Origin of the sequence: Streptomyces sp. WMMC500 (genome assembly GCF_027497195.1) — a bacterium.
Lineage (GTDB): Bacteria > Actinomycetota > Actinomycetes > Streptomycetales > Streptomycetaceae > Streptomyces.
This window is the reverse complement of record NZ_CP114905.1, coordinates 7252146-7265145: the sequence shown is the minus strand read 5'-3', so window position 1 is coordinate 7265145 and position 13000 is coordinate 7252146. Positions and strand designations below refer to the sequence as shown.

Genomic DNA, 13000 nt, shown 5'->3' with positions numbered 1-13000 from the left:
ACATTTGAGCGAAGGTCTATTGAGCGCGAGCTGACAACTAATAAAACGTGCGGCCCGCTGCTCTGATGAGCGCTTTCAGAGTTGCGGACGGGTCATGAGGAACCTTGCGTTCACTCGTGCGTAGACAGTCTGTCGCTGAGGTTCGAGGTCGAGCGCGGGGGCCGCTTCCGCGCCGGCCGCGGCGATGCCGCCGTAGCCGCGGGACGCCTCCCGTGCCATCCACGCGTCCGGGTGCTCCGTCCCCTCGTCGGCGACCTCCACGACCGCCGTCAGCTCCGCGCCCAGCGCCTCGGCGTACTCGCGGGCGCGCGTCACCGCCTCCCGTACCGCCTGCCGCCGCGCCTCGCGGTGCACCGGCGAGTCCGGGCGCAGCGCCCACCACGGCCCCTCGACGCTCGCCAGGTCGAGGTCCGCGGCCCGGGTGCTCAGCTCGCCGAGCGCGGTGAAGTCGCTGAACGTCGCGGTCAGCCGGACCCGGCCGTGGTAGCGGCGCACGCGCTCGCCGCGGCCGTGCCGGCCGAGTTCGGGGGTGACGAGCAGCGCTCCGGTCTCCAGCTTCTCGACCGCGTCGCCGTACGACCTGATCAGCTCGCGCGCCTCGGCGTTGCGCTGGGTGAGGTCGTCCAGCGCGGCGCGCCTGTCGGTGCCCCGGACGGCGACGGTGACGGCGATCCGGGCGATCTCGGGGTCGACTTCGAGCCGGGCCTCGCCGCGGACGGCCAGGCGCGGCTCGTCGGGGGTGCCGTAGGGGGTGGGCGGAGAAGCGGGGGGCGGGTTCGTCATGCCTTCACTGTGCCAGGGTCCGGCGCGCGCGGGGTCCCGTGCGCCGGCTCGGCGGGGCGTTCGCGCCGGGACTGCCGGAGCCCGAAGGTGGTGAACGCGGTGCGGTGCGGCAGCGGATACGGCTCCGCGCCGGTCACGTCGTTGAGGATGACGGCGCTGCGGTGGGCGGCCAGGCCCAGGTCGGGCGCGCCGACGCCGTGCGTGTGCCGCTCGGCGTTCTGGACGTAGATCCGGCCCGTGACCTCCGGGTCGAGGACGAGCCGGTGCCGCTCGTCGACCTGCGGGCGGCCCGCGGCGTCGCGGCGCAGCAGCGGCTCCAGCGGCGCGAGGAGGCCGTCGAGCGGGCGCTCGCGGTAGCCGGTGGCGAGCACGACCGCGTCGGTGTGCAGCGTCTCGCGGGCGCCCTGCGCGGAGTGCTCCAGGTGCAGTTCGATGCGGTCCCCGCCGAGGCGCCCCGCCGTGCGTACGGTGACGCCGGGGGTGAGGACGGCGTCGGGCCAGCCGCCGCCGAGGGTGCGGCGGTACAGCTCCTCGTGGACGGCGGCGATGGTCTGGGCGTCGATGCCCTTGTACAACTGCCACTGCCGGGGCAGCAGTTCGTCGCGTACGGCCTCGGGCAGCCCGTGGAAGTAGCGCGCGTAGTCGGGCGTGAACTGCTCCAGGCCCAGCTTGCTGTACTCCATCGGCGCGAACGCGGGCGTGCGGGCCAGCCAGTGCAGCCCCTCCGCGCCCGCGGTCCGGGCCCGCAGCAGGTCGAGGAAGACCTCCGCGCCGGACTGCCCGGCGCCGACGACGGTGACGTGCCCGGCGGCCACGAGGCGGGCGCGGTGGGTCAGGTAGTCGGCGGCGTGCACGACGTCGGCCGTGGGCGAGGCCGCGAGCGGGCGCAGCGCCTCCGGCACGTACGGCTCGGTGCCCACCCCGACGACGAGGTGCCGGGCGTGCGCGCGGCCCAGCGCCGCAGCCTCGCCGGAGGCGTCGAGGCGGGCGAAGTCGGCCTCGAAGAGGCCGCGTTCCGCGTTCCAGCGGACGTCGTCGACCTGGTGGTCGAAGTGCAGGCCGGGAAGCTGCCCGCCGACCCAGCGGCAGTACGCGTCGTACTCGGCGCGGTGGGCGTGGAAGCGCTCGGCGAAGTAGAAGGGGTAGAGCCGCTCGCGCACCCGCAGGTAGTTGAGGAAGCTGTACGGGCTGGTGGGGTCGGCGAGCGTGACGAGGTCGGCGAGGAAGGGCACTTGCAGGGTGGTGCCCTCGATGAGGAGCCCCGGGTGCCAGCGGAACTCGGCACAGCGCTCGTAGAACGCGGTGGTCAGGCCGGGGACGCGGGCGGCGAGGGCGGCCAGCGAGAGGTTGGACGGGCCGATGCCGATCCCGGCGAGGTCGAGGGGGCGCCGGCCGCCGGTGTGCTCAGCGGGCATCGGGGGCGGATCCGTTCTCGGGGTCCCGCCGGGCCGCGGGGGCCGGTGCCCGGTGGGCCTCGGTGACGAGCTTGAGCAGGTTGCGCAGGTCGCCGGCGTGGACATGGGGGTTGAGCAGGGTCGCCTTCAGCCAGCGCCGCCCGCCCGCCTCCGCGCGGCCGAGCACCGCGTGCCCGTCGGTGAGCAGCCGCCGCCGCAGCGCGGCGACCGCGGCGTCGTCGGCTCCCACGGGCCGGAAGAGGACCGTGGTCAGCGTCGGCGGCGCGTACAGCTCCAGCTCGGGGTCGTCCGCGACCAGCTCCGCGAGCCGCGCCGCCGCGGCGAACGTGCCCTCCACCAGCTCCGCGACCCCGGCGCGGCCGAGCGCGCGCAGCGTGACGGCGATCTTGAGCACGTCGGCGCGGCGCGTGGTGCGCAGCGAGCGGTGCAGCAGAGCGGGCAGCCCGGCGTCGGTGTCGTCGTCGGCGCTGAGGTAGTCGGCGGTGTACGCGAGGGGGGCCAGGTCGGCGCCGTCGCGTACGGCCAGGAAGCCGGCGGCGATCGGCTGCCAGCCCAGCTTGTGCAGGTCGAGGGCGACGGTGTGGGCCCGGTCGAGCCCGGCGACGAGGTGGGCGCGGCCCGGGGCGAGCAGCAGCAGCCCGCCGTAGGCGGCGTCCACGTGCAGCCGGGCGCCGTGTGCCGCGGCGGCGTCGGCGAGCGCCGGCAGCGGGTCCACGGCGCCGCCGTCGGTGGTGCCGGCGGTGGCGACGACCAGCGCCGGGCCCGGCGCGCCGCCGGGACCCCGGACGCACGCGAGCGCGTCCCGTACGGCGGCGGGGTCGAGGACGCCGCGGGGGGTGGGGACGGTGTGCGGGGCGCGCATGCCCAGCAGCCACGCGGCGCGGTGGACGCTGTGGTGGGCGTTGGCGCCGGCGACCACCTGCACGCCGGGGCCGAGGAGTTCGCGGGCCAGCAGCAGCGCGAGCTGGTTGGCCTCCGTGCCGCCCGTCGTGACCAGCGCGTCGGGCCGGGCGGCGCCGGGGTGGACCTCGGCGGCGACGGCGGCGGCCACCTCGGCCTCCAGTTCGGCGGCGGCCGGGGCCTGGTCCCAGGAGTCCAGCGAGGGGTTGAGCGCGCCGGCCGCGAGGTCCGCGGCGGCGGCGACGGCGAGCGGCGGGGCGTGCAGGTGGGCGGCGCAGTGCGGGTCCGCCGGGTCGGCGGCGCCCTCGGCGAGGAGGCGGACGAGGCCCGCGAGGGCCGCCTCCGCGCCGACGCCGGTGTCGGGCAGCACGGGGCGGACGGCCGCGCGCACCCGCCCGGCGACGGCCGCCGGGCCGCCGGCTGGCAGCGGCCCCCGGCGGCGAGCGGCGCCGTCGCCGAGGGCGGCGAGGACGGTGTCGAGGTACGGGCGGAGGGCGCGGGGGCCGGCGGGGCCGCCCGCGAGGGCGGCTTCGGCGGCAGCGGGCATGCAGGCTCCTGGGGGCGCCGGTCCCGGCGGACCGGTGTGAGGTGAGGCGGCCCTAAGCTACTTCCGCCATTTCTCCGAAACGTGCCGTTCTGCCCGGGAGTTCGCCCGTACGTGGGAACGCGCGACGACGCGGAGGGGCGCGTTCCGTGATCTGCTACGGGACCGGGGCGCGACGTTCGTCCCGTCGCGCCCGTCCGGCTCCGCTACGCGCCCCCGGCGCCCGCCGCCTGGCGTACCCGCAGCGTCCGGCCCAGGTCGTCGAGCTGGTCGGCGAGCCGCCTGCGCAGCGCCGGCACCAGCTCGTCGCGCGCCAGGCACTCCTCCCCGAGGCGCAGCGTCTCCGCGTCCACGAACCCCCGCGGGAACCCCCAGCGCCCCGCCGCCTGCGCGATGGCGGGGCCGCGGCGCGCGGCGAGCGCGGGCGTCTCGGCGAACCAGCGCGGCACGTACGGGGCCAGCACCTCGCGGTGCTCCGACTGCCAGAAGCCGGCGGCGGTGGCGGTGAACAGGTAGTTGGAGGGCTCCCCGCCGGCTGCCGCGTCCCCGTCCCCGTACATCCTCTCCCAGGCCGCCGCCTTCGCCCCGGCCCCCGGGAGCGCGGCCAGGCACCGCGCGGCCCCCTCCTGCGCGGAGGCGCCGGGGTCGCGGGCGACCTCCGCCTCGATCCGCTCCGGGGTCGCGGCGCCGAGGACGGCGAGCCGGGTGAGGCAGCGCCAGCGCAGGTCGGGGTCGAGCACGGGGCCGCCGGGGACGGTGCCGGCGGCGAGCCAGTCGCGGACCTCGTCGGGCTCGTCGGCGCAGTCGACGAGGGCGCGTACGGCCGCGAGCCGCAGCCCGGGGTCGGCGTTGCCGTCGGTGCGGCGCAGCAGTTCGCGGCAGATCCCCGCGACGGTCGCGCGGGCCGCCGGGCGGTCCTCGTCGGGTACGTAGCCGTTGGCGACCGGCCCGCGGGCGAAGGCCAGCACGCCCTGGACGACGGCGAGGTCGTCCTCCGCCGGCAGGTGGGCGGCGGCGGCCCGGAGGTAGTCGGCGGGCGGGAGTTCGGCGTCGCGGACCATGTCGCGGGCGGCGTTCCACAGCACGGCCCGGCTGAGCGGGTCGGGGATACCGGACAGGCAGCGGACGGCGGTCTCCCAGGAGCGCTCGTCGAGCCGGATCTTGGCGTACGTGAGGTCGCCGTCGTTGACGAGGACGAGGTCGGGCGCCCGGCCCTCCGCGGACGCGGACTTCAGCCCCAGGTCCGCGGCGAACTCCTGCGCCACCTTCTCGCGCAGCACCAGCCGGCCCGGCTCGTCCGGGGCCTCGTCGTAGAGGCCGACGTCCAGCCGGTGCGGGCGGCGCCCCGTGTGCTCGACCTCCAGCACCCACACGTCGTCCTCGCCCTCCCAGGTCTCCGGCCGGAAGGTGTCGACGCCGGTGGTACGCAGCCACGCGTCGGCCCACTCCGGCACGTCGCGGCCGGAGGCGCGGGCCAGGGACTCGATGAAGTCGGCGAGGGTGGCGTTGCCGAAGCGGTGCCGGGAGAAGTAGTCGTCGAGGCCGGCGAAGAAGTCCTTCTCGCCCATCCAGGCGACGAGTTGGCGCAGGACGCTCGCGCCCTTCGCGTACGAGATGCCGTCGAAGTTCTGCAGCGCGGAGGCGCTGTCCGCGACGCGGGGCGGGGCGACGGGGTGCGTGGAGGGCCGCTGGTCGGCGTCGTAGCCCCAGCTCTTGCGGGCGATGGCGAAGTCGGTCCAGGTGCCGGTGAAGCGGGTGGCCTCGGTGAGGATCTGGTAGCCCATGTACTCGGCGAACGACTCGTTCAGCCAGATGTCGTCCCACCAGCGCAGCGTGACCAGGTCGCCGAACCACATGTGCGCCATCTCGTGCGCGATGACCATGGCCCGGGTCTGGCGCTCGGTGTCGGTGACGGCGGAGCGGTAGACGAACTCGTCGCGGAAGGTGACCAGGCCCGGGTTCTCCATGGCGTTGGCGTTGAACTCCGGGACGAACGCCTGGTCGTAGGAGTCGAAGGGGTACGGCTCGGCGAACCGCTCGTGGTAGCGGTCGAAGCAGCGCCGGGTGATGTCGAACAGCTCGTCGGCGTCGGCGTCGAGGTGGCCGGCGAGCGAGCGGCGGCAGTGCAGGCCGAAGGGCAGCCCGGCGTGCTCGGTGTGGACCGAGTGCCAGGGTCCTGCGGCGACGGCGACGAAGTAGGTGGCCAGCGGCGGCGTGGTGGTCAGCCGCCAGCGGACGCCGGCTGCGGGATCGGCGTCCGGTCCGCGGTCCGCTTCCTGGTGGGCGATGCCGTTGCCGAGCACGGTCCAGCCGGCGGGCGCGGTGACGGAGACGTCGAAGACGGCCTTGAGGTCGGGCTGGTCGAACGCGGCGAAGACGCGCTGCACGTCGTCCAGGAAGAGCTGGCTGTAGACGTACGTCTCGCCGTCGGCGGGGTCCGTGAAGCGGTGCATGCCCTCGCCCGTGCGCGAGTAGCGCATGACGGCCTCGACGCGCAGTTCGTGCTCGCCCTCGCCGGGGTGCAGCGCGAGGCGGTTGTCGTCGAGCGCGCCGGTGTCCAGGTCCCGGCCGTCGAGCGTGACCCGTACCAGCTCAGCGGGCCTGATCTCGACGAACGTCTCCTCCGCCGCGCGGGCGGCGAAGGTGATCACGGTGCTGGAGCCGAAGACCTCCGCACCGCGCGTCAGGTCGAGGTCGACGGCGTAGTGGCGGACGTCCAGCAGGTCGGCGCGGAGCTGCGCCTCGGCGCGGGTGAGTGCGGGCATGCGGCTTATGCTGCCTCACCACCTGCGGGTACGACGACACCCGGGCGGCATCGGGCCGCGGACTCGCGCACGGGGGCCGGGGCGGCGCGGCCGGCGCCGCTACGCTGCCCGGCGTGCCGGACAGAACGCTGGAGGCGCTGGGCCTCGCGACCGTACCCCTGCTGGAGCCGCTGACGTATCCGGGGCCGCCGGTGCCCGGTCCCACGCTGCTCGCCGGCGACCGGCTGCTGCCCCTGCGGCCCGCGCCGGGCGGGCTGGGGCGGTGGCGGGTGGCGCAGGGCCGTGCGGAAACGGAGCTGGACGAGGCGCTGGCGGCGCTGGGGCAGGCGCCGGCCGCGGAACGGTTCGCGGTGCTGGCGCTGGGGTCCAACGCGGCGCCGGGGCAGGTGCGCCACAAGCTGACGCGCCTGGGGCTGCCCGCCGTCGTGCCGGTCACGCCCGCGGCCGTCGGCGGGCTCGGCGTCGGCGTCTCGGCGCACATCAGCCGCCCGGGGTACGTCGCGGCGGCACCGTACGCCGACGAGGCCGCCGAGGCGCGGCTGTGGGTCACGTGGCTGGACGACGGCCAACTGCGCGCCGTGGACGGCACGGAGCTGCCGAACTACGGGCGCGCGTTGCTGCCGGCGGCCCGGTTCCCGGTGCGGCTGCCCGGCGGCGAGCGGCTGCCGTTCGCGTACGTCTACTACAACGCCCGCGGCGTCCTGTCCCTGTCCCCCGCCGGCGGCCGCCCGCTCCCCCACACCCCGGACCAGCCCGCCCTCCTGGCCCGCCTCCTCGCCGCCTCGCCGCGGCTGCACGACCTCCTGGGCCCGACGCCCCGCGACTGGGTCGCCCGCGCGGGAGCCGACGCGGCGGCGCGGGAGGCGGGGACGCGGATCTTCCGCGAGGAGGGCTGGCTGCTGCCGGAGCGGGCCTTCGCGGCGTACGACACGGGGGCGGGCACAGGCTAGGGGGACGCTGGACGCGGCGCGCGGTACGGCGGTCAGCCGCGCGCGGGCGGCTCCGGGGCGGCGGAGTTGGCGATGGTCTCGTGGTGGCGGATGACCTCGGCGATGATGAAGTTGAGAAGTTTCTCCGCGAATGCCGGGTCCAGCTTGGCGTTCTCCGCCAGCTCGCGGAGGCGGGTGATCTGGCGGGCCTCGCGGGCGGGGTCGGCGGGGGGCAGGTGGTGGGCGGCCTTGAGGCGGCCGACCTGCTGGGTGCATTTGAAGCGTTCGGCGAGCATGTGCACGACGGCCGCGTCGATGTTGTCGATGCTGTCGCGGAGCCGGTCGAGCTCGGCTCGTACCGCGGAGTCGGTGAGGCCGTCCATGGCCGACGGAGACGAGGGGTGGTCGGTCATCGGGCCACCGTAACAGGGGCGGGCCCGTTGTCAGTGCCGGCTGTTACGTTCCTGGGCATGGGAAACGTGCAGGCGGGGGCGGATCGGCGGGCGATGGCCGCGGCGGCGGTGACGGTGGTGCTGTGGGCGTCGGCGTTCGTCTCGATCCGGGACGCGGGCGAGCACTTCAGCCCCGGCGCACTGGCGCTCGGCCGGCTTCTGGCGGGCTCCGTTGCGCTGGCGCTGCTCCTCGTCGTGCGCCGGGAGGGGCTGCCGCCGCGGGCGGCGTGGCCGGGCATCGCCGTGTCCGGCGCGCTCTGGTTCGGGGTGTACATGGTGGCGCTCAACTGGGGTGAGCAGTTGGTCGACGCGGGCACGGCCGCCATGGTCGTGAACGTCGGGCCGATGCTCATAGCGCTGCTCAGCGGCTGGCTGCTGAAGGAGGGCTTCCCGCCGATGCTGCTGGCGGGTCTGGCCGTGTCCTTCGCGGGCGCCGTGGTGGTCGGGATATCGATGTCCGACGGGGGCAGCTCGTCGCTCGGCGGGGTGCTGCTGTGCCTGCTGGCCGCGGCGACGTACGCAAGCGGGGTCGTCAGCCAGAAGCCGGCCCTGGCGCACGCCTCGCCACTGCAGGCCACCGCCTTCGGCTGCATGACGGGCGCGGTGCTGTGCCTGCCGTTCACCTGGCAGTTGGCGGGGCAGGTGGGCGACGCGCCGCTGTCGGCAACGGCGAACATGGTGTATCTCGGCATCTTCCCGACGGCGCTGGCGTTCACGACGTGGGCGTACGCGCTGGCGCGCACCACGGCGGGGAAGATGGGCGCCACGACGTACGCGGTGCCGGCGCTGGTGGTGCTGATGTCCTGGGCGGCGCTGGGCGAGGTGCCGGAGGTGCCGACGCTGCTGGGCGGCGCGCTGTGCCTGGCGGGCGTGGCCGTGTCGCGACGGCGGGGCATACGCCCGGGAGCGCGCGTCGTCGCCGGGGGCGGTACGGCGGCGGGTTCCGGCGCGGCGGGAGGCGCGGCGGCGGACGGGGTGCCGGCGGCCGGTGCGGTGCCGCAGACACGGGAACCCCGGCCCGGGGAGTCTGCGGCCGGGCAGCCGGCGCGGGAGGAGAAGCCCTGCTGAGCGGCGGGGGTGTGCCCGGGTCGTAGCGCGGGTCCTCCCGCGGTACTACGGCGTCGCGCGGATACGGGCCGTGGTCGGACGAACGGCGCGGTCGCGCGGCCTAGCGTCGCCGGTATGACGATCGAAGTACGCGGACTCACCAAGCGGTACGGCGAGAAGACCGCCGTCGACGACCTGACCTTCACCGTGCGCCCGGGCACGGTGACCGGCTTCCTCGGGCCCAACGGCGCCGGCAAGTCCACCACGATGCGCCTCATCGTGGGCCTGGACGCACCGACCCGCGGCTCCGTCACCGTGGGCGGGCGCCCGTACGCGCGGCACCCGGCGCCGCTCACGGAGCTCGGCGCGCTGCTGGAGACCCGGTCGGTGCACACCGGGCGCAGTGCGTACAAGCACCTGCTCGCGCTCGCCCTGACCCACGGCATCCCGCGCGGCCGGGTGGAGGAGGTGATCGAGGCGGTGGGGCTGGCCGGTGCGGCGCGCAAGCGCGCCGGCGGGTTCTCGCTGGGCATGGGGCAGCGGCTCGGCATCGCCGCCGCGCTGCTGGCCGACCCGGCGGCCGTCGTGCTCGACGAACCGGTCAACGGCCTGGACCCCGAGGGCGTCCTGTGGATACGCAACCTGCTCAAGGCGCTGGCGGCGGAGGGCCGCACGGTGTTCGTCTCGTCCCACCTGATGAGCGAGATGGCGCTGACCGCCGAGCACCTGGTCGTCGTCGGCCGCGGGCGGCTGCTCGCGGACACGACGGTGGCGGAGTTCGTGCGGTCCGCCGGGCGCGACGAGGTGTCGCTGAAGTCACCGCAGGCGGGCCGGTTGCGGGAGCTGCTGGCCGGCCCCGGAGTCGAGGTCACCTCGGACGCGCCGGGCGAACTGCGGGTCCGCGGCGTCGGCGCCGAGGACATCGGCCTGACGGCCGCCGCACACGGCGTGCCGCTGTTCGAGCTGACGCCGCACCGGGTGTCGCTGGAGGAGGCGTTCATGGAGCTGACCCGGGACGCCGTCGAGTACCACGCCCCCGCCGCGGGGCGGCAGGAGGAGATCGCCGCATGAGCACCCCGCCCCTGACCGCACCCCCGACCCCGCCCGGCCCGGGCGCCGCGAGCACCGGTGCCGGCGGCCGTGCCGGCTACCGCGTGACGTACCCGCGCGTACTGCGCTCGGAGTGGTCGAAGCTGTGGTCGCTCCGCTCGACCTGGTACGCACTGGCGGCCGTCGTCGTGCTGGCGCTCGGCATCGGTCTCGCCGTCGGCGCCACGTACACCGACAGCGGCGACGACTCCGGTGACCCCGTCGAGATGTCCCTGCTCGGCCTGAACTTCGGCCTGCTGATCCTGCCGGTGCTGGGCATCCTCACCTCCGCGGGCGAGTGGTCGACGGGGATGGTGCGGGCCACCATGACGGCGGTGCCGCGCCGGCTGCCGGTGCTGGGCGCCAAGGCCGCCGTGTTCGGCGCCGTGTGCTTCGTCCTGACGCTGGCGACGGCGCTGGCGACCTTCCCGCTGGCGCAGGCGTTCCTCGGCGGCACCTCCCTCGCCGCCGGCTTCGGCGACCCCGGAGTGGGGCGGGCGCTGGTCACCACGGCCGCGGGGGCGGCGCTGATCGGCGTGCTCGGGGTGGCCGTCGGTGCGCTGCTGCGCAGCGTCCCGGCGTCCATCGGGGCGTTCGTGGCGGTGCTGATGGTCGTACCGAACGTGGCGCCGCTGCTGCCGTACGAGTGGGTCGAGGACGCGGTGGCTTACACCCCGCTGGCCGCCATGGAGCCGCTGATGGCCGCGGCCGTGGAGCCGGACACGCCGCCGGTGGGCGGCGCGCTGGTCAGCATGGCCGTGTGGGCGGCGGCCGGGCTGGCCGCGGCGGCAGTGCGGCTGCGGCGTAATGACGTCTGAGCGCCCGCCGGGGGACGATGGGCCGGGTACCGCGGGAGGCGCAGATCTGTGACCGGCGGCTCGGCGGGCGCCACGCGGCGGACTGCCCCGTCCGGGATCGCGAGGCGGCGGGGATGACGGGACGGCGGGCACCGGGGGCGGCGGGGATGGCCATGACGACAGACACGGCAGGAACGGCGCGGGAAGCGATGGCGCAGGATACGGAGACGACGGCCGCGGGCGGCGGGACGCCGGCAGGCAGGGACGGCGACACGGAAGCGCCGCCCGCGCCCCCGCCCACGCACCGGATCCACGCCGCCGCGCAGCACGTTCGGGCCTTCGACGCCCGTCACCCGTCCGTGTGGGACGCGGTGCTGGCCGCCCTCGTCGCCCTCCCCGGCCTCGTGCAGCTCAGCGTCAGCGACTGGCGCGACTCCCGGGACCAGCCCGGCGACCCCGCCGATCTGTCGTCGGTGCCGACCGCCGTGCCGTGGCTGCTCTGGGCGGGGATGGTGCTGGCGATGCCGTGGCGCCGGCGGTATCCGTTCGCGGTGTTCTCCGGCGTCGCCGCGCTGACCTTCGTCCATGACGCGTACGATCTGGTGCTCGTCTCCGTGCTCGCCATCGGCATCGCCCTGTACAACGTCGCGCTGCGGCTGCCGTTGTCGAGGCTGCTGTGGGTCGCCGGGATCCTGGCGGTGAACATCGGCGCGGAGGCGCTGCGCGAGCCGCCGGAGGACTTCGTCCGCGATTACCTGCCGGTCGTCGCCCTCGTCGCGGCGATCGTGATGAGCGGCATCACCGTGCGCACCAGGCGCGACTACATCGCCTCGCTGCTCGACCGGGCGGACCGGCTGGAGGTCGAGCGCGACCAGCGGGCCCGGCTCGCCGCCGCGGCCGAACGCGCCCGGATCGCACGCGAGATGCACGACATCGTGGCCCACAACCTGTCGGTGATCGTCGGCCTCGCGGACGGCGGCGCGTACGCGGCCCGCGGCGGCGGGCGCCCCGCGGCGGCCGGGACCGGTGACGCGCCCGCCACCGATCGGTCCGCCGACGGGTCCGCCGACCGGTCCGCGGAGCGGCCGGCGCAGGCGCTGGAGGCGATCTCCGCCACCGGCCGGGAGGCGCTGGGCGAGCTGCGCCGGCTGCTGGGCGTCCTGCACGCGCACGGCCCGGACCCCGCGCACCTCGCGCCGCAGCCGGGTCTGGCCGAACTGGAGCCGCTGCTGGAGCGGGTACGGGAGGCGGGGCTGCCGGTGCGCTGTACGGTGCGCGGAGACGCGGGAACGCTGTCGGAGGGGCGGCAGTTGACGGTCTACCGGATCGTGCAGGAGGCGCTCACGAACACGCTGAAGCACGGGGGCGGGGGCGCGACGGCGGCGGTACGGCTCGACTGCGCGGCGGGCGGAGTGGAGATCGAGGTGACCGACACGGGGACGCCCTCCGGGCGGGACGGCGGCGGGGACCCCGGCCGGGGCGTCGCGGGCATGCGCGAGCGCGCCGCGGTCTACGGCGGCGTCCTCGACGTGGGCCCCGCCCCCGGCGGCGGCTGGCGCGTGTACGCCACGCTGCCGCCCGGGCCCTGCTCCTCGCCGGAGGCGGCTCCGTGACCAGCGTGCTCATCGCCGACGATCACGCCCTGCAGCGGCTCGGGTTCCGGATGCTGCTGGAGAGCCAGGGCGACATGGCCGTCGCCGGCGAGGCCGGCGGTGGCGCGGAGGCGGTGCGGCTGGTCGCCGAACTGCGGCCCGACGTCGTCCTCATGGACGTCCGCATGCCCGGCCTCGACGGCATCGAGGCCACCCGCCGCATCGCCGCCTCCGGCGGCCGTACCCGGGTGCTGATCCTGACGACGTTCGACCTCGACGAGTACGCCTTCGCCGGGCTGCGCGCCGGCGCCAGCGGGTTCCTCGTCAAGGACGCGCTGCCGGACGAACTGCTCGCCGGGATCCGCGCGGTGGCCTCCGGCGAGGCCGTGGTCGCCCCGGCGCTGACCCGCCGGCTCATCGAGCGCTACGCGCACCTCCTGCCCGCCGGCGCCGAGCCCGCGGGCCCGGATCCGCGGCTCGACGTGCTCACCGACCGGGAGCGCGAGGTGCTGCGTGCCGTCGCGCTGGGGTGGACGAACGGCGAGATCGCCGAGCGGATGCACCTCGCCGAGTCGACCGTCAAGACGCACATCGGCCGGATCCTCGGCAAGACCGGGGCCCGCGACCGGGTGCAGGCGGTGATCTTCGCGTACGACACCCGCCTGGTACGCCCCGGTTGACCCGTCC

Annotated in this window: 11 protein-coding genes; 6 read left to right on the top strand and 5 right to left on the bottom strand. The window is 76.0% G+C overall.

Translation table 11 applies throughout. The annotated features are described in order from the left end of the window. Positions 1-75 precede the first annotated feature (75 nt). From O7599_RS31325 to pepN, 4 genes are all read right to left on the bottom strand, one after another. Positions 76-783 (bottom strand): SIMPL domain-containing protein, encoded by a 708-nt coding sequence (locus tag O7599_RS31325; RefSeq protein WP_281618977.1) that lies wholly within the window; start codon positions 781-783, stop codon positions 76-78. Continuing rightward, positions 780-2198 carry a SidA/IucD/PvdA family monooxygenase gene (locus O7599_RS31320; RefSeq protein ID WP_281618976.1) on the bottom strand — a complete coding sequence of 473 codons (1419 nt, stop codon included), beginning with the start codon at positions 2196-2198 and terminating at the stop codon, positions 780-782. Before O7599_RS31320 ends, O7599_RS31325 begins: the two co-directional genes overlap by 4 nt. Beyond that, a complete protein-coding gene (locus O7599_RS31315; RefSeq protein ID WP_281618975.1) occupies positions 2188-3645 on the bottom strand; it encodes an aminotransferase class V-fold PLP-dependent enzyme in 1458 nt (485 codons plus the stop codon). Before O7599_RS31315 ends, O7599_RS31320 begins: the two co-directional genes overlap by 11 nt. Positions 3646-3848: 203 nt before the next feature. Then, positions 3849-6407, bottom strand: coding sequence for an aminopeptidase N (gene pepN, locus O7599_RS31310; protein WP_281618974.1), 2559 nt, complete (start codon positions 6405-6407; stop codon positions 3849-3851). 113 nt (positions 6408-6520) lie between these two features. On the opposite strand from pepN, the gene O7599_RS31305 reads away from it, so the two are divergent. Continuing rightward, positions 6521-7357 (top strand): hypothetical protein, encoded by an 837-nt coding sequence (locus O7599_RS31305; RefSeq protein ID WP_281618973.1) that lies wholly within the window; start codon positions 6521-6523, stop codon positions 7355-7357. A gap of 32 nt (positions 7358-7389) precedes the next feature. Here O7599_RS31305 and O7599_RS31300 read toward each other — a convergent pair whose 3' ends face one another. Beyond that, positions 7390-7749: a chorismate mutase gene (locus tag O7599_RS31300; RefSeq protein ID WP_281618972.1), complete on the bottom strand. Its 360-nt coding sequence runs from the start codon at positions 7747-7749 to the stop codon at positions 7390-7392. 93 nt (positions 7750-7842) lie between these two features. On the opposite strand from O7599_RS31300, the gene O7599_RS31295 reads away from it, so the two are divergent. From O7599_RS31295 to O7599_RS31275, 5 genes are all read left to right on the top strand, one after another. Then, the gene (locus O7599_RS31295) at positions 7843-8856 is read left to right on the top strand and encodes a DMT family transporter (RefSeq protein WP_281623591.1); all 1014 of its coding nucleotides are present in this window, start codon (positions 7843-7845) and stop codon (positions 8854-8856) included. Positions 8857-8970: 114 nt separating this feature from the next. Further along, positions 8971-9906, top strand: a complete 936-nt coding sequence (locus O7599_RS31290) for an ATP-binding cassette domain-containing protein (protein WP_281618971.1) — start codon at positions 8971-8973, stop codon at positions 9904-9906. Next, a complete protein-coding gene (locus tag O7599_RS31285) occupies positions 9903-10742 on the top strand; it encodes an ABC transporter permease (protein WP_281618970.1) in 840 nt (279 codons plus the stop codon). The genes O7599_RS31290 and O7599_RS31285 overlap by 4 nt, the downstream gene beginning before the upstream one ends. A 152-nt stretch (positions 10743-10894) precedes the next feature. Beyond that, positions 10895-12334, top strand: a complete 1440-nt coding sequence (locus tag O7599_RS31280) for a histidine kinase (protein WP_281618969.1) — start codon at positions 10895-10897, stop codon at positions 12332-12334. Further along, positions 12331-12993 (top strand): response regulator transcription factor, encoded by a 663-nt coding sequence (locus O7599_RS31275; protein WP_281618968.1) that lies wholly within the window; start codon positions 12331-12333, stop codon positions 12991-12993. The genes O7599_RS31280 and O7599_RS31275 overlap by 4 nt, the downstream gene beginning before the upstream one ends. Positions 12994-13000 lie beyond the last annotated feature (7 nt).